This is a genomic window from Methylobacter sp. Wu1, from assembly GCF_036553575.1.
In the GTDB taxonomy this organism is placed as follows: Bacteria; Pseudomonadota; Gammaproteobacteria; order Methylococcales; family Methylomonadaceae; genus Methylobacter.
This window is the reverse complement of the sequence record NZ_JAZHOC010000074.1, coordinates 42,071-65,533: the sequence shown is the minus strand read 5'-3', so window position 1 is coordinate 65,533 and position 23,463 is coordinate 42,071. Positions and strand designations below refer to the sequence as shown.

Here is a 23,463-nt window from a genome sequence, read left to right as displayed (position 1 = left end):
TAAGGTAATCAATCTGCATCAATTCGTATAAAACCCTCCCTATTCGGCATTTTAACTTCGGGCAACGTTTGGGCATTCATGCTATCGGTTTCCCCGATAATCCCGTTCAGATAGAGCAGATAGGCAGTGACGGCATACAATTGATCATGGCTCAAACTGCCAGGCGCATTCAATGGCATCGCCCGGCGTGTGAAATCGAAAATTGTCGTCGCATAAGGCCAATAAGTGCCAATCGTCTTATCGGGAGGATTATCGGTCAGTGAATGCCGAGCACCGGCCAGTTCGTCAGCGCTGCCGCCTGAGCCTTCGACGCCATGGCAAGAGAAGCAATAAGTTTCGTAAACCTGCTTGCCTTTGACGGCATTGCCGCTGCCTTCAGGAAGTCCTTCCCCATCGGGGAAAACATCGATGTTCCAGCTCTTTACCAGATCCTCGGGCGCAGGCTTGCCCAAATTGGGGCCGACATTCTCCGCCTGTGCCGCATGACAGAGAAATAAGCAAAAACAGAACAGCAAATTACGCATAAACATGGCTGACATTCCCTTCCGGCGATATTTCCCAACCGACAATGGCGTTGTAATGAAAATAGCCATGCCGGCCGCGCTGGGCGATCAGCGCATTGCGCTCCGGCTGCACATAGCCTGTCTCATCAATAGCCCGGCTTTTTAATATGGTTTTCTCGCCATTCCACTGCCAGGGAATTCTGAACCGCGTAAAACATTTAGATAGCACCGGCTCCTGAAGTTGAGCCTCGGCCCAGGTCTGACCGCCGTCCGCCGAGACTTCAACCTTGACGATTTTGCCCCGGCCGCTCCAGGCCAGGCCGCTGATCTGGTATAAACCATTCCTATCGAGCTTGTGGCCGAATGACGGATTGGTTATCAGCGATTTGGCCTCCATAACAAAAGTAAACTGTCGCGATTTTCCGGAAGGCAACAGTTCTGTATATTTCGCCGTTTCATTTCGGGCCATGGTCGGCCTGTTAGTGACATGCAGACGTCTCAGCCATTTGACATTCAGCACACCTTCCCAACCCGGCACGATCAGGCGCAAGGGATAACCGTTCTCCGGCCTGATGCGCTCGCCGTTTTGGTAGATAGCCAGCAGACAATCGTCGAGCGCTTTTTCCAGAGGGATACTGATATTCATGACAGCGGCATCGGCGCCTTCTGCTATCAGCCATTTTGCCCTGCCCTTGACTTTGGCTTCCTCAAGCAGTATCCGTAAAGGGACGCCCGTCCACTCACTGCACGAAGCCATGCCATGAAAATAGCCGACGGCGGTCTGGATGGGTTCATCGCGCCACCCCGCGTTGCTGTTGCCGCCGCATTCCACGAACGAGTAGCAGGACTGCATCGGATAACGCAGCAGTGTTTGCATATCGAAGATCAGCGCCTTGTTCACCAGGCCGTGAATCAGCAGCTGATGTTTATCGGGATCAATCTGCGGCACGCCGTTATGATGACGCTCAAAATGCAGCCCGCTGGGCGTGATGATGCCTTCCAGGTCCTGTAGCGGCGTCCACGAAACCCCATTGCCGGGCGCCATGCTGTTGCCCATGGTCCAGCGGATGGTTTTGCGCTCATGCGAAGAGGGCTGGCCGTAATTGGAAAAAGGCTCGCCCGGTTTCTGCATCCACGGCAAACGCTCCTCATCGCTAGCTAAAGCTTCAGGCGCTAAAACGACAGCGACCGAAAAGGACAATCCGCGCTTTAAGAACAAACGCCGATCCAATAAACCGCCGCCGGCAACGGGCTGCAAATCGGTTTGCCGAACCATATCAAAACTCCTGCCAATCACTAATCAAAACTAATTTATTGCAAAATAATAAGTCAAAAACGCGGTTTAATTATAAAATAGGCGGCATTTTTAACTTGACCGATAGGATCACTATGAACCAAGACAGCATCAAACTGATAGAACAATATTATGCCGCTTTCAACAAAGGAGACATGGATACTTTTCTAAACCTGCTCACTGACGATGTCATCCATGACATTAACCAAGGCAGACGCGAAATCGGCAAGGATGCATTCAAGCAGTTCATGGGAGGCATGAACAACAGTTACAAAGAAGAGCTCGTCGATATGGTGATCATGGCAACTGCGGACGGCACCCGCGCCGCAGCTGAATTTGTTGTATTGGGCGAATACCTGAAAACCGACGAAGGCTTGCCTGAAGCAAAAGGCCAGAAATATCGCCTGCCGGCCGGCGCTTTTTTTGAAATCCGCGATAACAAAGTCGCGCGTATTACCAACTACTACAATCTGCAAGACTGGATTGCGCAAGTCAGCAAGTAGTCTTGGTGACTTTCTCTGAGACGGAACCATGCCGCCGTTCTGCCAGGTAAATACGAATCTGATATTTAGTTTGAGCGCACTCCATGAAATACATTCTTAACTTGATCTTGACTTTATCGCTGGCCGGCTGCGGAAACGCGCCTGGCGAGCTTGAACTGGAAGGACTGGCTCAGGGCACCAGCTATCATATCAAGTTCGTCCCGGCCGAAAATACTGATGCCAGCGCAGTGCATCGAGAAATCGATGCACTGCTGGCGAAAATCGACCTGCAGCTTTCCAACTATCGGGATGACTCGGAAGCATCCCGTTTCAATCAGCAGCAAGGCACTGATTGGGTGACGGTTTCGCCGGCGCTGCCGGAACTGATCGACATCGCCAAGGTTGTGCACGACAAATCTCACGGTTGCTATGACCTGACCGTCAAACCGTTACTGGAGGCTTGGGGTTTTTTCAAGCACGAGGAGCGCATGCCCAGTGATGAGGAAATTACCTCCGCCAAAAACAAAGTCGGCCTGGATAAGATCGAAGCCGACAGCAAGGGCGGACGCTTGCGCAAAAAGGATGGCGCCATGCAGATTGATTTCTCCTCCATTGGCCAGGGCTATTCGGTTGGTCAAGCGGCGGCCCTGCTGGAAAGCCGCGGCATCACTAACTACCTGCTGGAAATTGGCGGTGAAATGAAAGTACGCGGCAAGAAAGCCGACGGCTCTCATTGGCGCGTAGCGATAGAAAAACCGGTGCCCGGGGGACGGCATGAGCTGCAACGCATTATCGAAGTACCGACTGACCGCGCCGTGGCTATCATGACTTCAGGCAGCTACCGCAATTTCTTTGAGAGCGGCGGCAAAGTCTATTCCCACATCGTCTCCCCTTCGACCGGCAAGCCTGTTGATCATCATCTCCTATCGGTAAGCGTGCTGCACGACGACCCCACCTGGGCCGATGCCTGGTCCACGGCGCTATTGTGCCTGGGTGAAAAAGAAGGGCCTCAGCTGGCCGCGGCGGAAGGTTTGAAAGCGTTCTTCATTTATGGCGAAAATGGCAATTTAAAGGAAATCACCAGTCCTGCCCTCAGCCAAGAGCACTTCGTTAATTTACCGAAGTAGCCAGCACCTGCCTGCTGAAGCACTATCAATATCCCTGGAGTTTATGCGTTGACGGCTGCTGCGCTTGTGTGTAAAAGCGGGCTCTGAAGAATTTATTTTCCCGAATAATAAAAAAAAACCCGCCTTAACAGCGGGTTTTTTTATTACATGAAAGACAACTAAACTTTCAAATTCAAGACTTTATTTAATCGCCGATCCAGATTAACTCAACGCGACGGTTCTGAGCTTTGCCTTCTTCTGTGCTGTTGTCAGCCACAGGGAAGTCTTCGCCGTAACCTTTAGCATATAATTTGTTGGTCACACCTTTGCTCTTGAGGTATTTGGCAACCGCTTGCGAGCGTTTCTGCGACAGTTTCATGTTATAAGCACTGGTTCCTTCGCTGCTGGTATGACCTTGTACTTCAATGTCTTTTTTATCTGACGTGGCAATCAGATTCGCAGCGACGCCATCCAGAACAGTTTTCGCATTTTCGGTCAACTGGGCCGAGTTGTGCTCGAAGTTTACGCCTTTCAGTTCGATACTCATTGGACAGCCATTGAAATCAATTTTGCTGCCTTTCATCGTATCAGGACATTTGTCCTGGCAATTGTTGACGCCGTCGCCATCGGAATCCTGGGTCGAACAATCTGGAACTGCCGCAACCGGCGGAGCCACAGGTATTTCTGATTTCACTGCAGATCTCGGCTTGGCGCCAAACGGCATGACGAAACCAACATTAACTGTCATGTCATGGTACTCGTCGGTGCCGGGAAGCAAATGCGCATTGAAATTGTTGTTGTAACGGTAGCGCACATCGCTGCGGATCAAGAAGTTGTCGTGCAGTTCATAGGTAAAACCGACACCCGTCTCGCCAGTAATGGATGCACCGCTATCGCCTAGAACGCTGGTGTTCATGCCGCCTAAACCAACCACTGCATAAGGCGAGAATTTATCGCGGAAGAAATAATATTGAAGATCAGCTGAGCCGCCGGTCAGATCCCAACGTCCGCCTTGCCCAGTCGTAGGATTGGAATAACCGCCAAAGCCCTGATAGAAGCCTCTCAGCTCGATGTTAAAATGTTCATTCAACATTTTGCCGAAGCCCATACCGCCGCCCCAGCCATCTTTCGCAGCTCGGTCACCGCCGGATTTGATAAAAGTACCGAAAGGTGCAATATACCACCGTTTATCAACGGTAGAGTCGTAATCTTGAGTATCATCGGCCTGCGCAACCGATACAATGCTCATGCCTGATAATGCAAGCGCAAGTAAACGTGTTTTTACCTTACCATTTTTATTTGCAATTCCAGCGTCAGTTTTAACGCTCAACTCATGCATTTGCGCCGTTTGTTTTTTATTTTCATCTTGTATTTGCATAGACTTAATCCTTAAATGTTGATTTGCGTTTGCACGTTAATTTCTATTCGGCTAGCACTGCTCCAAATGCCGATGCTCGACCAGTAGTTCTTCCTGCGGGATAGTATAACCGTTGTTTAAAAATAATAAAATGTAGTTTAAGCGCAACAGCTAAAAAATTACGCAAAAGAACACATAAAACGTGTTGCAAAAATGCAACAGAATTCAAAAATAAAACTTATTTGATTAATTTATGCTTGCAATTCCAAGGCTTATCATTGGGGATTGGAATTAAAAACATTATTAGGCATGCAAACTGAAAATTATCCTCTTATCAAGGCCAGATACTCTTCTTCACTGATCACGCGGACGCCTTTCTGCATAGCCGCATTGACTTTTGAAGCGCCCACCTCGGAGCCTGTCACCAGATAATCGGTTTTTCCTGTGACTGAATCCGCAACTTTGGCTCCCAGGCGCTTGGCCTCTTTTTTCATATCGTCGCGCTTGCCATGCTGCATCGTGCCGGTAAAAACGATTGTCTTGCCTGCAACCGGACTACTCGTCTGCGACTGCTCCCTTATCAAAGGGGTACGGATCAGATTGAAGCCTAATTGATAAATCTGCATAAAGTCATGTTCGACTTTTTTGAGAGACTCGACTACCGCTACGGCGGTTTTTTCCGCGAATCCTTCAATAGCAGTGATATCTTCAACCGTTAATTTGAAAATATCCGTCAGATGGTAATGCTGCAGCAGCCGCTCACAATTGCCCAGCCCCATTCTGTAGATGCCGAATGCTCCCAGGAAACGCCAGTCTTCTATCGCTTCGGTTCGGCTGCGCTGCAATTGATCCAATAAGTTTTGAGCGGTTTTCTCTCCGAAACCCATGCTTTGCAATTGATCTGAACTCAGTCGATAAATCGCATGCACCGAGTTAATTCCTGCGGCATGCAGTTTCTCGATCGTTTTGAGGCCGAATCCGTCGACATTGGCCAAAGTCCTGAAAAAATGCTCAATCGTATTTTCGATTTGCGCAGGGCATTGCGTCGTGTTCAAACAATACAGATAATCGCTGTCCCAGACCAGTTCGCTGCCGCAACTGGGGCATTTATCCGGAATTTGCGGGGATTGCGGCGTAACGACGCGTTCAATTTTGGGTATAACGAGGCCGCTACGGGTCAGTTCAATGACAGTGCCCGGGCCTATGCCCTGAGCTTTGACCATGCCATAATGGTGAGCGGTTGCTCTGGAAATCATGGCGCCGCTGAGCCTTGTAGGCTCCAGCTCAGCAACCGGATTGACACGCCCTGAACGCGAAGTTTGCGGCGTAACCTCTAATACTTTGACAATAGCTGTCTCGATATTGTTTTTATAGGCAATCTGCCAGCGATGATGATGCCGCGTTGCGCCCATATGCCTTTTTACTGCATCATGCGTTACCTCAAAAATAACGCCATCGACATCATAATCAACCAGAAAGCGGACTTTTTCGACAATATCATGGAAATTTGTCCGAATTTCCATAGCAGATCCATACCAGTCGGGCAGTTGTGAAAACGGATAAAAGACCGCTGCGTGATTCTGTATGGCTTCCAGAGCATGCGGCTCCAGCTCTTTTTCCCGGATGATGCTGGCCTGGAAGTTACGGGCATTTTCGAAATAATCAGCCAGGTAAGTATTGAAATAAGCCTGGCCTACAACAATTTCACCTGCTCCCTGTCCTCTTTTGCCGTTGCCGCCAACGATCAGCCCGCGCTCAAAAACCCGGCTGATATCTGTACCTTTTCGGCCATCGCCGCGCGTGTACAAAATCTTTCCATCATCATAGGCCGCATAACCATCCAGTTTTGGAGTAGCCCTGAAAATCAGCGAGGCAGGATCAATGTTAATTTCCTCAGCGGCCTTCTCAATGCGTGTCAGCCATCGGTTAATCTCTTCCTGACTGTAGGCTTTGTCAGTGGACAACATTCTCTCTGGCAAAGTGACCGTCTTGCCGACAAAAGCTTTTTCCGGCTCGACCGCTTCCAGATAAGGATGATGCGGATGCCGGCGCTGCAGTTCGGCCAGAAAACCCGAATCATAAATGTAATCAGAAATGATTGGCTCGCCGCCGCGATATAACGCATTGCAGATTTTCAAAAATTCAAGCAGTTGCTCATCCGTGAGTCGGCTGGCATCGGCCTGCGCGGCGGTCTGCTCGATAAATTCGAGTGACAGCACTTTATCCAAATCCGCTTCATGCAGGATTTTTAGTTGCTCACTGTTAAGCATCGGCGCTTACAAACTCTGCCGAATCATTTGAATTGTAGCTTCGGTCAAAGGCTGTCTTTGATGATCCCGGATCACGCCATTCAATTCCGCCGCCAATAACTGAATTGTTTGCACATAATCGTCAAAAACGGCCTGCGCATTATCTACCGCTTCAGGCTGCATAAAAAACACGATGCCCGGCGTGTAGAATGTGTCCAGATTCTTGGACGGAAAAGTGCCTGATTCAACCATACTGGCGACGCCAAAATCGACCAGCCGGTTAGCATCCAGGCGTTCAAAAATTTTCAGACTGCCGTATTCAAGCCCGACCATTTCAAGCGCATTCACCAGATCCACGCCATTGAAGCCCTCCTCGTCTCTAGCGATCAGGCTGAACTGAATGATTTTGGGCGCGACAAAACGGGACTGCGATTCGCCATAGTCTTCGTCATCCGACTCATAATAATCGTCATCACTTTCGTATTGTTCTGATTTTGCCGCATGAGCGCCGCGTTTATCGGAAGATGCAATATCAAAGTCGTCATCATCCTCTTGGAATGCCAGCGCTTCATCAGCACCTTTCAAGATATCTTCACCCTCATACCCCTCCATGTCATGCTGCGCTTTTCTATTTCTGACATAAGCCCACAGCAACATGCCGATTATGACGAGCAACCCGGTTGCAATAATTACAATTCTCAATATTTCTTTATCCATTAGTTTTCCGCCAAACTCACTGCTTCTTCAATATCAACCGCGACCATCCGGGAGACACCCGGCTCTTTCATAGTAACACCTGCCAACTGTTTTGCAATTTCCATCGTGGCCTTGTTATGGGAAATATATAAAAACTGAACAGATGCCGACATTTCTTCAACCATTCGTGAAAATCTTCCGACATTGGCATCATCCAAAGGCGCGTCCACCTCATCCAGCAAACAGAAAGGCGCCGGATTGAGCTCAAAGATCGAAAACACCAGCGCTACCGCGGTCAATGCTTTCTCGCCGCCTGACAGCAAATGAATGGAACTGTTCTTTTTGCCGGGAGGCCGGGCGATGATATTGACGCCGGTCTCCAGCAAATCCTGCTCGGTCAGTTCCAGATAGGCCTGGCCGCCTCCGAATAGCTTGGGGAATTTCTCCTGCAAGCCGCCGTTGATTTTATCGAAAGTTTCCTTAAAACGCAGTCGGCTTTCCTTGTCGATTTTACTGATCGCCTGATCCAGCGTTTGCAGAGCCTCCATCAGATCCGCATGCTGCTCATTAAGAAAATTCATGCGCTCCGACTGAGACTTGTATTCTTCTATGGCTGTCAAGTTGATCGTTCCCAGACGCTCAATCTGAGCCGACAAATCATCGACTTTTCTTTTCCAGCCTTGCTCTTCAGCCTGTTCGGACAGATTTTTCAGCACCTGCTCGGCATCGGCGTCGATTTCCTTTAGCTGTTCATTGACCGTCTGCTGGCGCACCTTGCTTTCCTGCAATTCAAAGCGGATTTTATCAAGCGCCTCCTTCTGCATGTCCAGCGCTCTTTGGGTTCGAACCTGCTCTTCCGACAAATGCGCAATCACCGATTCGATTTCTTCCTGGGCCTGACGCTGCGTTTTAAGATCCGCCTCCAGCTTGTCCTTATTTAAATAGAGCTGTTCCAGCCGCTTTTTCTCTTCATCCAGCGGCGCCAGAGTCTGCTGTAATTTTCTCTCCAGCTCGGCGATGCGTGTAACCGATTGCTGATGCTGCATCTGCAAACGCTCAATCTGCCTGGCGGTCAGGCTTTCCGAAGACTTTAACGATTCAACCTGGGCCTTGATGCTGTAGACCTGCTGCCGGGCCTCATGGACTGACTGTTCGGCGTCATGCTGCCGGGACTGCAATTCCTGATTCAGCAAATCCAGGCTCTGCCTTTTCTGCTCCAGCTCTGCCAGAGCCTGTTCGGCTTCTTCCTGCAGCAAGCTGGACTCTGCGATCAGCGCGGCGTTTTCGGTATTCTCATGAACGATGTCTTCTATTTCGCTGCTGATCTGGGCGAGCCTGCGTTGCTGATGCTCCCAGCGCGCAGAATAGGCGCTGAATTCGGCATTTTTAAGCGACAGCTCCGAACCGAGACTACTGTCCTGCCGCTGCATCGCTTCACGATTGACTTCAGCTTCTTTCAAGCTCGCCTCAGTCGCTTCCAGCTGATCTTCGAAGTCTGCGGTTTCAAACTGCAGCGCTTCCTGCCGCTGCTTCAACAGGCGCAACTCCTTCTCGCGCTGCAGCACGCCGGTTTTGCTGTCCTTGGTACGGATGATTTTCAGCCAGCCCGGACCGAACCAGGTCCCGTCCGGCGCAATAACTGACTCATGAGGCTTAATCTCGGCTGACAAGCTTCTTGCCGCGTCGAGCGTATCGGCACAGTAAACCCCGGATAACAGATCGCTTAAGTCCCACGGCGCCCTCACTTTATCGAGCAACCGAACAAATGGCGCGCCTGCTTCAGCTGGTTTTCTGCGCCCCGTTTCGATAAGTGTCAACGATTCGTTTGCCAAATGCGGCAAGCCTGGAATGATTTGATCGGCGCTGTCGATGCAGATCGCTTCCAGATAGCTGCCCAGCACGGTTTCCACGGCCGTTTCCCATCCTGACTCAACTTCCAGGAATTCAGCCAGGCGCTGGTTGTTAACCAGATTCATTTCTTCCAGCCAGGCGCTCAGGTTTTTATTGTCTTTGCCCATGGCGTGCTGCTGCAGCAATTCCAGCGACGTGATCTTGCCTTTGACGCTGTGCATTTCCGAACGGCGCGCATGCAGTTCATCATGCAGGTGCTTGACCTGCTGCCGCTGCTCGCGGATTTGCTGATGAAGCAGTTCCAGCTGGCTGTGCAGATCGGCGCGCTGCGATTCAATCAGCTCGATGCCGGCATCCAGCGTCTCGATATCGGTTTGCAGCTGGCTCGATGACAGCTCATCGCGCTCACCATGCAATTTATCGAGGCGTGTCTGCAATTGCCGGCTCTGGTTTTCCATCTGCACGGTTTTTACACGGTGCACTTCCGCCTGTTCTTTATATTTCGCGCTTTCAGTCCGGTAGGCATCCCATTGCTGCTGCCAGGATGTTCTTTGATGCTGCGATTCCTGCTGGAGCTGCACAACCTCGTCCTGCCTATCCTCCGCAACAATCAGCGCTTCTTCGGCCTCTTCCAGTGCCTGTCTGATTTCTTCCAACTGCTGCATATCGGCCTGAAGCTCACTCAGCGCCTGCTCGGCCTGCTGGCGCGAGCGATTGATTTCCTGCTGGGTTTCTTCATGGCTCATTTCATTGTGCTTGATCGCCTGTTCGAGACCGCTGACTTCCGCCACAACCTGATAATATTCGCCCTGTGAACTGTTGGTATGCTGCTGCTGGACTTTGTGCTCTACTCGCTTGTCTTCCAGGCTGTTATTGATATCGCGCAGCTGAACGAACAAGCGGTTATGCTCCGCCGCAATATCTTGCAGTCTTGTTTCCAGCTGTTGCGCGGCCTGATGATAGGCATTCCAGCGCATCGCCAGCAGTTCCAGCCTATACTGGCGTTCCTGCTTTTTGAGTTCGGTGTATTTTTCGGCTTTTTCGGCCTGCTTTTGCAGATGCTTGAGCTGTTTCTCAACTTCCTCGCGCAGATCGTTCAACCGCTCCAGATTTTCGCGCGTATGCTTCATGCGCGCTTCGGTTTCGCTGCGCCGCTCCTTGTATTTGGAGATGCCGGCCGCTTCTTCGATATGCATCCTCAGATCTTCGGGCTTGGCTTCCACCATCCGCGAGATCGTGCCCTGCTCGATGATGGCATAACTGCGGGAGCCCAGCCCCGTGCCCAGAAATATATCGGTGATATCCTTGCGCCGGCAGCGCGAACCGTTCAACATGTACAAGGATTGACCGTCGCGGCTGACCTGGCGCTTGATGGCGATGGTGTCGTATTGCGCATACTCGCCGCCCAGCTTGCTTTCGCTGTTGTCAAAGACCAGTTCGACGGAAGCCGTGCTGACCGGTTTGCGCCCGGATGAGCCGTTAAAGATAACATCCGTCATACTGCCGCCGCGTAAATGTTTGGCCGAGCTCTCGCCCATGACCCAGCGCACCGCATCAATAATATTGGATTTACCGCAGCCATTAGGCCCGACTATCGCCGTCAGATTGCCGTTGATCGGGATGACCGTCGGATCGACAAACGATTTGAAACCTGAAAGCTTGATTTTTTCCAGTTTCATAACTGGTATGAATATCCCTGTATTTGAATTAAAATAACCGCTTATTATTCACGATATTCAGCTGAGTTTCGACTTTTTTATTTACTTTTATCTACCAAGCAACGATGACAACACGACCCAGCAAAGACCTAGAAACTTTCGATAACCCGCAACGGGACCGCGATTATACGATACGCATCGACATTCCAGAATTCACCTGCCTGTGCCCTAAAACCGGCCAGCCGGATTTCGCCAAGATCACGATCGAATATGTACCGGCGGCGCTATGCGTGGAATTGAAATCGCTGAAGTTATATATGTGGTCTTTCCGCGAACAAGGCGCTTTTCATGAAGCCGTCACCAACGAAATCCTGAATGACATCGTCAGAGCCATATCGCCCAATTTCATGCGCATCCGCGCCGAATTCAACGTCCGGGGCGGCATTTATACGACCGTCGTCGTAGAACATAGAAACAAAGACTGGCGCGCGCCGGAACGGGTCCATCTGCCTTAATCGGAAGAATCTGATTACACTAGCGATATTGCCGTCGCTTTATGATGCGTCGGCAATATCGCTCCGGAAATGACTGACAAAGCGCAATAAGCCGCAAAATATCTGACACTACCTTCATGAACATAAAAGAAGCCCTGACGACATTACCGCAATACGCTCTACCTCATCATACCTTATCCCAGATGATGAGCGTACTGACGCATTCTGAGAACCGGATCTGGAAAAACCTGTTCATCAAACAGATCATCAGACATTACGGCGTCAACATGGATGAAGCACTGGAGCAGGACATCAATGCCTTCAAAAGCTTTAACCATTTCTTTACACGCGAGCTCAAACCGGGCGTCCGGACTTTCTGCTCCGACAGAAACGCCATTGCCTGCCCTGCCGACGGCGCCGTCAGCCAGGCGGGCGCGATTACCGACGGCGATATCTTTCAGGCCAAGGGCAAAAGCTTTACCGCCACGGATCTGCTGGGCGGCAGCCCGGAGCGCGCCGAACCGTTTAACAACGGCTCCTTCACGACGATTTATCTGTCGCCGAAAGACTATCACCGCCTGCACATGCCATTGACCGGCACGTTAAAAGAAATGGTGCACATTCCAGGCCGTCTGTTCAGCGTCAATGCCGCCACGACCAATTCCGTACCGGGCCTGTTCGCCAGAAACGAGCGCGTCGCAGCTATCTTCGACACCGAGGTGGGCCCGATGGCGCTGGTCCTGGTTGGGGCGATTTTTGTCTCCAGCATTGAAACTGTCTGGCACGGCGTCGTATCGCCGCCCACCATAACCTCCGTGCGCAGCTGGCAATACAATGAAGATGCTCTGGCTTTGAAAATCGGCGAAGAAATGGGCCGCTTCAATATGGGCTCCACGATTATTGTTTTGTTCGGCAAGGATAAAATTCAGTGGGAGTCTGAATTCAAAGCCGGCAAAACAGTTAGACTGGGCGAGCAGATTGGCAGGGCTTTGGTTTAATCATCAGTCAGCGGAATAGTTTAATGGTGGGCACCGAAAAATAAGTGCCCATCATTAATCCGAATACTTCATCGAAATCATAAAACCCACGAATAAAATCACGGGCTTACCATCATTTCCTTATAACGCCTTGAAGCTTATCAGGTAATATTTACAAATATTTTAGTTTCAAAATCTTCGCATATTACGCGTGCTTCGTGGCGAAATATTCAGACTAAACTATAATTAGCCTCGGCTCGGCTTAAGTCTTAGAAGAAATGTTAATAAATCGACCCGATGCTCGTGTAGTGCGAATTCACTTGTGCCCCAAGGCATTCGCACTGCAACTGCTCGCTCTATCTCTCGAGCTCGGGCGGCAGGTCGAATGAATTCGACCCTACAGTTTCTCTCTTCTTATTCCGAATTCAGGTTAATTATCTGCCAAAAGCACTAAAAAATATCTCTTGCCCAACAAAATACAAAAAATGGCGTGATAGGAAAAGGATTTTATGTCAATTGAATCCGAAAATAACAATCATCAAACAAACCTGCGTCCCAAGGTTTTACTCATAGATCTTGAAAATTGCCCCAGCCAGATCAAACAGCTACAAGAAGATTTGTCGACTTTTCAGCAAGTCGTGATTTGCTATGCGAACCATACGCCTAAAATTCCTCTGGACTGGCTGATTACATTATCGGCAGCAGTCAACAACAATAAGCTGAAAATAGTCAGAATGGAGAACGGCGGCAAAAACTCTGCTGATTTTGGAATCTGCTTTTTCGCTGGCGTACTCATGCAAAGCCTGCCTAAGGAAACCCATTTTGTTATTGTGTCCAATGACAGCGATTTAGATCATGTGGTAAGGCTTTTAATTAGCCAGGAGCGTTCTGCTGAACGTATAGGTAAAAAGAAAGAAGAGATTCAAGCAAGTGTCTGTGAAAACAATGGACCACTCAGCGCTTATTGCGCTCATTTAATATCGCACAGCAAGAATCGTCCGACCAAAGAGACCACGCTTGTCAACAGTATAAAGAGTAAGTTTAATGATACGCCATCTATTGCAACAAACATTTTAGGCTTATTGCTAAATCAATCTGCTATCAAAATTGAGAATGGCAAAGTTATATACAACGACCAAAGAATAATAAGGCTGGCCAATACAAACCATTAAACACAGAATTTACGCAGTTTGCCCGTTCAACCGCCGAAACAAGTGGTTTTAAAACCTGTGGGGCGAAGTCGCCCCCACAGGCTTGCGTAAGTCCTGAAACAGTAAAAATTAGCTTAGCAGGAGCAGCCCTATCAAAAATCCAAGCTCCCCAACATCCTGCAGTAACAGAACATGGCGGGGCTACAGCACTCAACTTCCTCACAGCTTATAAAACTGCATGCTCCTGGCAGATTTTTTCACTATCGCTTTGGCTTAGCGGTCCTTTGGTTAAATCGCACCTGTAACCTCCCGGAGTTTCCGTAAAATATTTACAGGTCTTGCACAGACCAAAGGACTGCGATTTATTGGCTTTTTGCAGCGCCGAGAGTGCTTTAACAAAAACCTCCTCATGAATATTGAAATCAATCTCTCTCAAAATTGATGAAGCCTGATTGAATAATTCCGAAGGCCTGGCTTGTTTCAGGGTAGCCTCGCCATCAGGCAAAAGGCCAAGATGCACCATGCGCCGGTCATCGGCATCAGGCGTCTTTTTTATAAAGCCTTTTTTCACCAGCAATAGCAGTGTTTGCGAAACAGTCCCCCGGGTCATGCCCAGATAATTGGTTACAGCGGCCGGCGTATCACTATAGCGGTTGCAGCGCGATAAATAGTCCAGCACTTGTAAATGCACCGGCTGAAGGCCTAATTCCGTACATTTTTTACGTTCTTCCGAACGGATCAGCGCGGCCATCCGTTCGATCAGCTCAAATACATCAACTTTTTCCATAGAACCTATATAAACATTCGTTAATTAAGTTGACAACGGAAGATATCTTAACATATTCTTGCTCCCGTATCGAATCGATACCATAATAAATTTGAGTAGAATATCTCCCGGAGTCTTTGCCATCCGATATAAAAGTCATTGGTTGTGTGCCGCCAGGCAGCATGAATACTGGCTTTCGGGAGTTTCAATTCATCAGGAAAATCATAATATCCTATTTAGTAGTTATTGTTCCGGCGGCTATGCCGCCGGTTTTTTACAGGAATTAAGTTATGCCTATCTCACATGTATTCGACACTTATGCAAAAACAGCCAAAGGCAGGATTATGCACTTTGATGTGGTTCTTGATGAGAAAGACCAGGAAAAAGCGCTGAATTATGCCAAAGAATGGCTGCAAAGCATAGGCCACGAAGACGCGATCGTCACGCAGGAGAATTGTTGTTTTTGCCATAGCGCGGAAGCCCCTGGCGATTTAAGACAGCAAATCGACACGCAAGGCTATGCAATTTATAAGCTGGAAGGCTGCCCAAGATAAAAATATCTGGCAGGGTTTTTAAGCTGTTGAAAGCATAAAACCAGTTCTGACTTTACTGTTTCATAAGATTATTCACTATATCGATCGGCAACGGAAAGACAATCGTCGATGATTTATCTCCGGCAATTTCAGTCAGGGTTTGCAAATATCTAAGCTGTATGGCTTGTGGTTGCTGAGCTAATATATTCGCCGCGGCCATCAGTTTTTCCGATGCCTGCATTTCACCTTCCGCATGAATGATTTTCGCCCGACGGGTACGCTCGGCTTCGGCCTGTTTGGCTATCGCCCGGATCATGCTTTCATCAAGGTCGACATGCTTGATTTCCACATTGGCGACTTTGATGCCCCAGGCATCGGTCTGCTGATCCAAAATGGTTTGTACATCCATGTTCAGGCGGTCGCGTTGCGCCAGCATTTCATCCAGTTCGTGCTGGCCCAGTACGGAACGCAGTGTCGTCTGGGCCAACTGGCTGGTCGCTTCAAGAAAATTCTCAACCTGGATAATGGCTTTATCCGGCTCGATCACCCTGAAATAGACGACGGCATTGACTTTTACGGAGACGTTGTCCAGAGAGATCACATCCTGGGAAGGCACGTCCATGACAATGGTACGTAAATCAACGCGTTCCATCTGTTGAATCAATGGGATCACGATAATCAATCCGGGACCTTTAACGCCATAAAAACGTCCGAGAAAGAAAATGACGCCGCGCTCATATTCCCGCAGGACTCTAAAAGCGCTGATTAAAATAGCTAAAAGAATGCTGATGAATATATACCAGAAGTATGCAAACATTACTCGGCCTCCTCTTTAACCGGGCTAATCAATAAAGTCAGGCCGTCCAGACCTGTTACTGTCACTCTCTGTTTCTTACTGACCGGGGTGTCGCTGCGGGCACGCCAGGTTTCACCATGAATACGAATCATGCCAAGGTCGGTAAAATCCTCCAGCGCCACGCCTGCCGCACCCATTAGCTGTTCCTTGCCGCTTACAACGGGCACCCGCCTGGATTTGAACAATAATCCTAAGGCCAGAATAAAAAACGCGGCGCTGCTCAGGGCAACGGCGCCGATAATAGCCGGATTAATGCCGAACCCCGGCTGGTCGGTATCGATAAGAATCACCGAGCCCACAACAAAAGCCAGCAATCCCCCGAAGCCAAGAATGCCGACGCCGGGCATGAAGGCTTCCTCCGCCATTAAAGCAATGCCCAGGAGGACTAGCGCCATGCCGGCATAATTGATCGGCAATAACTGAAAGGCGAACAATGCGAGCAATAAACAGATGCCGCCGATAGTGCCCGGCACAACGGAACCGGGAATGGAAAATTCGAAAATCAATCCGTAAATGCCAATCAGCATCAGCAGATAGGCAATATTGGGATTAGTAATAACGGACAGCAGTTCGCCGCGCCAGTCCAATCCTATTTTCTTTACCACGGCCCCGTCGGTCAGCAATATCCGCTCCTGACCCAGCACATTGATTTTGCGGCCATGCAATTGCTTTAATAAATCAGCCTGATCGGCTGCAATTAAATCTATAACCCGTTCAGCCAATGCTTCTTCAGCCGGGATGCTTGCCGCCGTACGCACCGCCTGTTCGGCCCAATCGGCATTTCTGCCGCGCATCTGAGCCAGCCCCCGTATATAGGCAACGGCATCATTGACGGCCTTGGCGGTCATAGGATCCGATATAGCCGGCGCTTCTTTTTTAGCGCCCTTGGCATCCTTATCCTTCTTTTCATCCTCAGAACCACCCAAGCCCGACATTTGCACTGGCGTGGCCGCACCCAGGTTGGTGCCCGGCGCCATGGCCGCAACATGGCTGGCATAGAGAATATAAGTGCCGGCACTGGCGGCACGGGCGCCGCCAGGCGCTACATAAGTCACGACTGGGACCGGTGAAGCTATGATTTTCTTGATGATGTCGCGCATGGAGGTATCCAGCCCGCCGGGCGTATCCATGCGAAATATTACACAAGCCGCGCCTTCTTCGGCGGCTTTATCGAGATGCCTACCGATATAGTCGCTGATGGCAGGCCCTATCGCGCCATTAATCTCAAGCTGAATGACAGTTTCCGCTTTATTTTGCCGCCTGCCGTCATCTGCTTCGGCTTGTACCGTGAAAGCCAAAACCACCAGGAAAACAAAAAAAGCCTGTCTCATCATAATCATTTGGTTTTCTCTGCCTTTAGACGCCATATAACATCAATTCGATATTTTTTTTTACGCGAGCCCCTCAGTATTAATGCCTTGGACAATAAAAGCAGCGTTAGTTCGAATATAACCGACTCCCATCAATACCGGCTTGATTTTTGGTTTTAATCAGGGTAAATGTTCAGATATTGTATTTAATTTTTAAGTTTGTATGACCAAAAACCAATTGCGTGTGATGACTTATAACATCCACAAAGGCTTCAATATCGGCAATCGACGTTTTGTTCTGCATCAGATACGCGACGCGCTGATTGACGCAGGCGCGGATTTGCTGTTCCTGCAGGAAACACAAGGCGCTCACAGCCTGCACAAGAAAAGGATATTGGACTGGCCTGACGCCTCACAATCAGAATTTTTGGCCCACGGCGGCTGGCCGTATTATGCCTATGGCAAAAACGCAATCTACAGCGAAGGCCATCACGGCAATGCCATTCTCAGCAAATATGATCTGGAATTCTGGGAAAATGTGAATGTTTCGCCCTATCCCTGGGCCAGCCGCAGCCTTTTGCACGGCGTAATTCGAGTTCCCGCGGCCAATAAAACCGTACATATTGTCTGCATTCATTTCGGCCTTATAGGCACTGAACGCCGGCGCCAGGTCGAAACTTTATGCAACCGCATAGACAGCCATATACCGCATGATGCACCATTAATCATAGCCGGTGACTTTAATGACTGGATGGGGCTGATCGAGCGGCATTTCCACGACCATCTGGAATTAAAAGAGGTGTTCCAGACTCTACATGGGCGTCATGCCCGAACTTTCCCGGCCTGGATGCCTTTTTTACCAATGGACAGAATTTATTACCGGGGGCTTGAGCCGGTCTCCTGTAGTCGGCTGGGGCAGTTGCCCTGGCGCATGCTGTCGGATCATGCCCCGCTCTCTGCCACCTTTCAGTTATGACTATGAATCTGAAGATCAATCCGGAATTATTGACTCTGCCCAATCTGCTGACCTGCTTTCGGTTCGCAGCCGCGCCAGTGCTGTTGTGGCTGGCTTGGCATGACTACAAGAACCCGTTTCTGATTTTATTGGCTGTATCCTTTCTTTCCGATGCACTGGACGGCATCGCCGCACGCCTGACCGGGCAAGTAACCCAGTTCGGCGCCACGCTCGACAGCTGGGCCGATGTCATCATTTATTTAGTCATCGCAATCAGCGCATGGTGGCTGTGGCCCGATGTGGTCAGCCGTGAGCTGATTTATGTGCTTCTGATTATCGGCAGCTACCTGCTGCCATCGATCGTAGGCATGATCAAATTCGGTTCCTTTACCAGTTATCACACATGGACGGTCAAATTAGCGGCGGCGGCAATGGCATTGACGTTGTATGTGTTATTTTTGGGAGGTCCGGCCTGGCCATTCAGGCTTGCCGCCTTTCTTTGCACGCTTGCCGCCGCTGAAGAAATTGCCATTACGCTGATACTTACCGAAAAACGCTCAAACATATCGTCTCTCTGGAGCGTTTTAAAACATTTGGCTCAACCCTCGCAGAATACTAACCGGCACAGTAAATGAATTCCGCGCCAGAAGGCATCCCGTCGCCATGTATACGGCAATGTTGCCTGAATAAAGCTGATATTTGTCTCGGTTGTTTTCGGTCGCTCGATGAAATCATCAGCTGGACGAAAGTAGATGAGGAAACCCGGCATCAATTTTTTAAAAAAGCGGAGACGCGCCGGCAATTGCACAAACACAGCAATCATTTCCGATAATTCGCAACCAAATATAACGGCATCTTGTCATTATTGGTGGCATCAATAAAAAGAGGACTTCCAATGAATGAATTGGCGAAAAAAAAATGTGAAGCTTGCCGAACCGGTGCGCCTTTATTATCTCAAGAAGAAATCGATGAGCTTATGCCGCAACTGAAGGATTGGATATTAATCCAGACGGATGACGTCCGGCATCTGTCGCGGACATTCCGATTCAGCGATTTTAAAGAAGCCCTATCCTTTACCAATAAAGTCGGCGCCCTAGCCGAGCAGGAAGGCCACCATCCCACGATTATAACGGAGTGGGGACAAGTAACAGTCTGCTGGTGCACCCGCAAAATCAAAGGCCTGCATCTTAATGATTTTATTATGGCCGCCAAAACTGATACGCTTACCCAATCTGCAAATGAGGGCAACGCACGTAACAAATACCGGGAAGGCCTGGGTATTAACTTCTGGTGAACCATTGCCCTCACCGGACAGATAAGCCCCATCAACAACCGGAATCTTAGAGATCAATGAGAGCGCCATCATGAAACAGTTGCATCGAAAAGATTTGTTTGGCTGGTCTGTATTTGATCCGGAAAAAAATCTGGATTTCCACAGTGTGCTATGGGTGCGCAACGGCGGCAATGTATTGATCGACCCCTTGCCCTTGTCCGAACATGATCACAGCCATCTGCAAAGACTTGGCGGCGTCAGCCTCATAGTCATCACCAATAGCGACCATTGCCGTGATGCCGAACATATTGCCAGTGAAACAGGCGCCCTGCTTTGCGGCCCTGCCGCCGAAGAGGACACTTTCCCGCTTTCCTGCCACCGCTGGCTTTACGATAATGAAGAAGTCGTTCCCGGCTTGGTAGCTTTTGAGCTCGAGGGCTCTAAAACACCGGGAGAGCTTGCCCTGGTCCTGGAGCATAGCACGTTGATAACAGGCGATTTAATTCGTTGCCACATCGGCGGTGAATTATGCATGTTGCCGGAACACAAGCTGATGGATGTGAACGAAGCTATTCAATCGGTCAAACGCTTGGCTGATCTGCCAGGTATCAAAGCCGTATTGACCGGCGACGGCTGGCCGTTGTTTAATCATGGCGGTGAAGCGCTGCATCGCCTAGCGAGATCGCTCTAATTATATCACGCATGGCTTTTCCGGCAGACTGATACAGCCAGCCATAACAAGCGTTCCTGCATGGAACCCAACTTAAACTTTATAAAAATAGCCCTGATAACGGAATTCAGTGACTTGATAATGATTAGAATCGTTGGCTCAAAGTTATACAGTCTTTTATTTTTTATCCTCGCAAGCTGCCTCGTCTTTGCCTATAACACGATAAATTTTGCAAGCACGAACAATCCGGCCGCCATCAAACCGCAAGCGCTTCGGCCTGTCGACTTTAACCGGCCATTTCGTCAGGTTTCCTACTCTAACGATGTCAAGCCCATCCTGGATTCGCGTTGTGTCGCTTGCCATTCCTGTTATGACTCCCCTTGCCAGCTTAAATTAAGCTCTTTTGAAGGTATAGACCGAGGCGCCAGCAAAAAGACCGTCTATAATCATGAGAGACTAATCGCGCAGGAACCGTCCAGGTTGTACATTGATGAAACCACAACCGCCGACTGGAGGCTGAAAGGCTTCTTTCCGGTTCTGAACGAACAATCTTTGTCGCCCGAGGACAACCTGAACAACTCGCTGATCGCACGGCTGATACAGTTAAAGCGCGATAATCCCTTGCCATCGAACGGCAAACTGCCGAAATCCATAGAACTTGAGCTGGAGCGTTCCTTGCAATGCCCTACTCTTGACGAATTTGAAGACTACCAGCACGACCATCCGCTTTGGGGCATGCCCTACGGTTTGCCGCCGCTTACTCAGGATCAGGAAGATACGCTGCTAAGCTGGCTCAGAGATGGGGCTAAAGCCGATATTCACCCTTCGTTGCCGCCTGCCGCAATCGCTGAAATTGAAAAATGGGAACAGTTCCTTAACGCTCCATCACTGAAGCAGCAACTGGTCGCGCGCTATATTTATGAACATCTGTATATCGGCGATCTACATTTCAAAGACCATCCGGCCAACGAATTTTATAAGCTGGTCCGCTCCAAAACACCTCCGGGGCAAGCTGTCGAAGAGTTGAAAAGCATTCGTCCGTTTGACGATCCCGGCATCGACCGGTTTTATTATCGGCTACGCCCTGTTACCTCCACCATCGTCGATAAAAACCATTTTGTTTATGAATTAAGCGACAGCAAAATGCAGCGCTTGCAGGAACTGTTTCTCAAGCCTGAGTACACGGTCACTCAGCTGCCCGGCTACGATCCGCAGTCGGCTGCCAACCCGTTCAACACCTTCAGCCAGCTGCCGGCCATTTCGCGCTACCAGTTCCTGCTCGACGATGCGCAATACTTCTTTTCAGGTTTCATTAAAGGGCCTGTCTGCCGGGGCCAGGCTGCGGTTAACGTTATCCGCGATCAGTTCTGGGTAGCCTTCATCAAGCCTCAAAATGACTTTATGCAGGAAAGCACCGAATTCCTGGCTGAAAACAGCCATTACCTGCGCATGCCCGCTTCCGAAGGCGAAAAGATCGGCTTAATTTCATGGCTCGACGTTAACAGACTGCAACAGCAATATGTCGATAAAAAAGAAACTTTCATTCATAAAGCCCTGCTAAGGCATCACGATGTCGATTTCAATCTGATATGGGATGGCGACGGCCATAATGACAATGCGCTGTTAACGGTCTTTCGGCATTTTGACAATGCCACGGTGGTAAAAGGACTGGTGGGCAAGACGCCGCTGACAGCCTGGGTCGTCGATTATCCTTTATTCGAGCGCATCCATTACTTGCTCGTCGCCGGCTTTAACGTCTACGGCACGGCCGGACATCAAGTGACTACGCGCTTGTACATGGATTCATTGCGCATGGAAGCTGAAAATGATTTTCTCCGGTTCATTCCGGCGCAGCATCGAAAAGCGATGCGCGATTCCTGGTATCAAGGCGTCGATGCCAAGCTGTTCGGCTTTTTCGACAAGCCCTTGTATGGCATCGACAAGGAAACGGCTATCAGCTATCAGACCAGCGACTATAAAAAGGAATTTTTTGAAAGAGTCCGGCAGCGTTTGGGGCCTGCAGGCGGAGAACCTGATTTGATCAATCGTTGCCCGAAAGAATCGTGCATGAGAGCGAACAGTTCTCCCGATCAGCAGCAGGCAGATGCCATGATGCGCCAATTGGCCGATTTAAAAGGCTACGAAATCGAAGCCTTGCCTGAAGTGTCATTTCTGCGTATAAAAACGGCCGACCCTGACAAGGATCTCGTCTACACACTGATCCGAAATCAAAAGCTATCGAACGTCTCGTTTATCTTTGCAGAAAGCCTGAGACGAGAGCCTGAACAGGACACACTGACCGTTATGCCAGGATTTCTTGGCAGCTACCCAAATATGTTTTTGAGCGTGCCAATACGGCAGCTCCCGGAATTTATTGAGCACCTGAAACATACCCGAACTGAAGCCGAGAAAGAATTTTTTTACAATCGTTACGGCATTCGCCGCAATAATCCGGAAATATGGCTATATTATGACTGGTTCAATCAAAAATACTTGAAAGAACAGCCTGGGACAGCCGGGCTATTTGATATGAACCGTTATGAAAACTTGTAATCTTAAAGAACCGACACGCTGATCTTTCCTTATTCTCGGCGCTAGATGTGGCCGGATAAGTTGAACTTTCTAAAGTATCAGCCAGTCCTTGATGAAAAAATTGTTCAGTATAAGGCAATAGGAAATGAAAATAATTGACACGCGCAGGGGCGAACGGCGCTCAATGGAAGAACGACGCAAAGCGGATAGACGCACCTGCCCCCATGAATTCGGTTCACCGGAATGGGTAGAAAACATAAAGAAAAATCATCTGGCATGGCCAAAAACTGATCGCCGAAAAGGAGAAAGGCGTAGCAACGAGGATCGGCGCGTAGAGGATCGCAGACAGCAGGAATTCCCCGATCGAAGCCAGTATGAAAAGGAACATCCGTGGCTCGCGCTTGCTCCGGAGGAAAGAGAGTTGATTAAAGCCTTATATCTGGATGATGACGAACACCCGGATGACAAAAAATAGCCGCATATTGAAGAAAAGTCCTTTCATCAAAAAAACTTAAGCTATTCCGCCAAATCGGCTGTCTATTTAATGACTGGACTTTTTTTAGTTTTAAATGTAAACAAGCCATTGTAAAAATTGCACTTTAACGATTTGTTTCTTGTATTTAGATAACCGCTACCATGAATTTACAGCATTTTTCATGACACAAGTTGAACCATAGCACTTTCCGTTCAGCTTTAATTAATAGTGCCGATGGAGATAATGCGTGAACACATGGTCTATATTGATGTCGT

General features: G+C 49.3%; 22 protein-coding genes. 13 read left to right on the top strand and 9 right to left on the bottom strand.

Annotated features, from left to right (window positions below; all coding sequences use genetic code 11):
- Window positions 1-8: 8 nt before the first annotated feature.
- Window positions 9-530, bottom strand: a complete 522-nt coding sequence (locus V2P20_RS16655; RefSeq protein WP_331820270.1) for a cytochrome c — start codon at window positions 528-530, stop codon at window positions 9-11.
- Window positions 517-1,779: a sulfite dehydrogenase gene (gene soxC, locus V2P20_RS16650; protein WP_331820268.1), complete on the bottom strand. Its 1,263-nt coding sequence runs from the start codon at window positions 1,777-1,779 to the stop codon at window positions 517-519. Before soxC ends, V2P20_RS16655 begins: the two co-directional genes overlap by 14 nt.
- A 113-nt stretch (window positions 1,780-1,892) precedes the next feature.
- Between soxC and V2P20_RS16645 the strand changes: the two genes are divergently transcribed.
- Window positions 1,893-2,300 carry a ketosteroid isomerase-related protein gene (locus tag V2P20_RS16645; RefSeq protein ID WP_194968883.1) on the top strand — a complete coding sequence of 136 codons (408 nt, stop codon included), beginning with the start codon at window positions 1,893-1,895 and terminating at the stop codon, window positions 2,298-2,300.
- An 83-nt stretch (window positions 2,301-2,383) separates the two neighbouring features.
- Window positions 2,384-3,406, top strand: coding sequence for an FAD:protein FMN transferase (locus V2P20_RS16640; protein WP_331820266.1), 1,023 nt, complete (start codon window positions 2,384-2,386; stop codon window positions 3,404-3,406).
- A 184-nt stretch (window positions 3,407-3,590) separates the two neighbouring features.
- Here V2P20_RS16640 and V2P20_RS16635 read toward each other — a convergent pair whose 3' ends face one another.
- The 4 genes from V2P20_RS16635 to smc form a co-directional block, all read right to left on the bottom strand.
- Window positions 3,591-4,763, bottom strand: a complete 1,173-nt coding sequence (locus V2P20_RS16635) for an OmpA family protein (RefSeq protein WP_331820264.1) — start codon at window positions 4,761-4,763, stop codon at window positions 3,591-3,593.
- Between the two features lie 302 nt (window positions 4,764-5,065).
- Entirely contained in the window at window positions 5,066-7,012 is a 1,947-nt protein-coding gene (locus V2P20_RS16630; RefSeq protein WP_331820263.1) for a helix-hairpin-helix domain-containing protein, read from the bottom strand.
- Window positions 7,013-7,018: 6 nt separating this feature from the next.
- Complete coding sequence (locus tag V2P20_RS16625) at window positions 7,019-7,708, bottom strand: cell division protein ZipA C-terminal FtsZ-binding domain-containing protein (protein WP_331820262.1); 690 nt, start codon at window positions 7,706-7,708, stop codon at window positions 7,019-7,021.
- The gene (gene smc / locus V2P20_RS16620) at window positions 7,708-11,217 is read right to left on the bottom strand and encodes a chromosome segregation protein SMC (RefSeq protein WP_331820261.1); all 3,510 of its coding nucleotides are present in this window, start codon (window positions 11,215-11,217) and stop codon (window positions 7,708-7,710) included. The genes V2P20_RS16625 and smc overlap by 1 nt, the downstream gene beginning before the upstream one ends.
- Before the next feature lie 104 nt (window positions 11,218-11,321).
- Between smc and queF the strand changes: the two genes are divergently transcribed.
- From queF to V2P20_RS16605, 3 genes are all read left to right on the top strand, one after another.
- On the top strand, window positions 11,322-11,711 hold the full coding sequence (queF, locus tag V2P20_RS16615) for a preQ(1) synthase (protein ID WP_331820260.1): 390 nt from the start codon (window positions 11,322-11,324) through the stop codon (window positions 11,709-11,711).
- Between the two features lie 116 nt (window positions 11,712-11,827).
- The gene (asd, locus tag V2P20_RS16610) at window positions 11,828-12,688 is read left to right on the top strand and encodes an archaetidylserine decarboxylase (RefSeq protein ID WP_331820259.1); all 861 of its coding nucleotides are present in this window, start codon (window positions 11,828-11,830) and stop codon (window positions 12,686-12,688) included.
- A 488-nt stretch (window positions 12,689-13,176) separates the two neighbouring features.
- Window positions 13,177-13,839: a PIN domain-containing protein gene (locus V2P20_RS16605; RefSeq protein ID WP_331820257.1), complete on the top strand. Its 663-nt coding sequence runs from the start codon at window positions 13,177-13,179 to the stop codon at window positions 13,837-13,839.
- A 205-nt stretch (window positions 13,840-14,044) separates the two neighbouring features.
- Here the strand turns inward: V2P20_RS16605 and V2P20_RS16600 are convergent, their stop codons facing one another.
- Window positions 14,045-14,605, bottom strand: coding sequence for a MarR family winged helix-turn-helix transcriptional regulator (locus V2P20_RS16600; protein ID WP_331820255.1), 561 nt, complete (start codon window positions 14,603-14,605; stop codon window positions 14,045-14,047).
- A 269-nt stretch (window positions 14,606-14,874) separates the two neighbouring features.
- Here V2P20_RS16600 and V2P20_RS16595 point away from each other — a divergent pair, with 269 nt between their 5' ends.
- A complete protein-coding gene (locus tag V2P20_RS16595; protein WP_194968891.1) occupies window positions 14,875-15,138 on the top strand; it encodes a DUF2024 family protein in 264 nt (87 codons plus the stop codon).
- A 52-nt stretch (window positions 15,139-15,190) separates the two neighbouring features.
- Here V2P20_RS16595 and V2P20_RS16590 read toward each other — a convergent pair whose 3' ends face one another.
- Both V2P20_RS16590 and V2P20_RS16585 read right to left on the bottom strand, forming a co-directional pair.
- Window positions 15,191-15,934: a slipin family protein gene (locus V2P20_RS16590; RefSeq protein WP_331820253.1), complete on the bottom strand. Its 744-nt coding sequence runs from the start codon at window positions 15,932-15,934 to the stop codon at window positions 15,191-15,193.
- On the bottom strand, window positions 15,934-17,313 hold the full coding sequence (locus V2P20_RS16585; protein ID WP_331820251.1) for a nodulation protein NfeD: 1,380 nt from the start codon (window positions 17,311-17,313) through the stop codon (window positions 15,934-15,936). Before V2P20_RS16585 ends, V2P20_RS16590 begins: the two co-directional genes overlap by 1 nt.
- A 193-nt stretch (window positions 17,314-17,506) precedes the next feature.
- On the opposite strand from V2P20_RS16585, the gene V2P20_RS16580 reads away from it, so the two are divergent.
- From V2P20_RS16580 to V2P20_RS16550, 7 genes are all read left to right on the top strand, one after another.
- The gene (locus tag V2P20_RS16580; RefSeq protein WP_331820249.1) at window positions 17,507-18,259 is read left to right on the top strand and encodes an endonuclease/exonuclease/phosphatase family protein; all 753 of its coding nucleotides are present in this window, start codon (window positions 17,507-17,509) and stop codon (window positions 18,257-18,259) included.
- A 2-nt stretch (window positions 18,260-18,261) separates the two neighbouring features.
- Window positions 18,262-18,873 (top strand): CDP-alcohol phosphatidyltransferase family protein, encoded by a 612-nt coding sequence (locus V2P20_RS16575; RefSeq protein ID WP_331820248.1) that lies wholly within the window; start codon window positions 18,262-18,264, stop codon window positions 18,871-18,873.
- Window positions 18,870-19,070, top strand: a complete 201-nt coding sequence (locus tag V2P20_RS16570) for a DUF1289 domain-containing protein (RefSeq protein WP_331820246.1) — start codon at window positions 18,870-18,872, stop codon at window positions 19,068-19,070. Before V2P20_RS16575 ends, V2P20_RS16570 begins: the two co-directional genes overlap by 4 nt.
- Before the next feature lie 63 nt (window positions 19,071-19,133).
- Complete coding sequence (locus tag V2P20_RS16565) at window positions 19,134-19,532, top strand: 4a-hydroxytetrahydrobiopterin dehydratase (RefSeq protein WP_331820480.1); 399 nt, start codon at window positions 19,134-19,136, stop codon at window positions 19,530-19,532.
- 70 nt (window positions 19,533-19,602) lie between these two features.
- Complete coding sequence (locus tag V2P20_RS16560; RefSeq protein WP_331820244.1) at window positions 19,603-20,202, top strand: MBL fold metallo-hydrolase; 600 nt, start codon at window positions 19,603-19,605, stop codon at window positions 20,200-20,202.
- Window positions 20,203-20,322: 120 nt separating this feature from the next.
- Complete coding sequence (locus V2P20_RS16555) at window positions 20,323-22,734, top strand: fatty acid cis/trans isomerase (RefSeq protein ID WP_331820242.1); 2,412 nt, start codon at window positions 20,323-20,325, stop codon at window positions 22,732-22,734.
- Between the two features lie 124 nt (window positions 22,735-22,858).
- A complete protein-coding gene (locus V2P20_RS16550) occupies window positions 22,859-23,188 on the top strand; it encodes a hypothetical protein (protein WP_331820240.1) in 330 nt (109 codons plus the stop codon).
- Window positions 23,189-23,463: the final 275 nt, after the last annotated feature.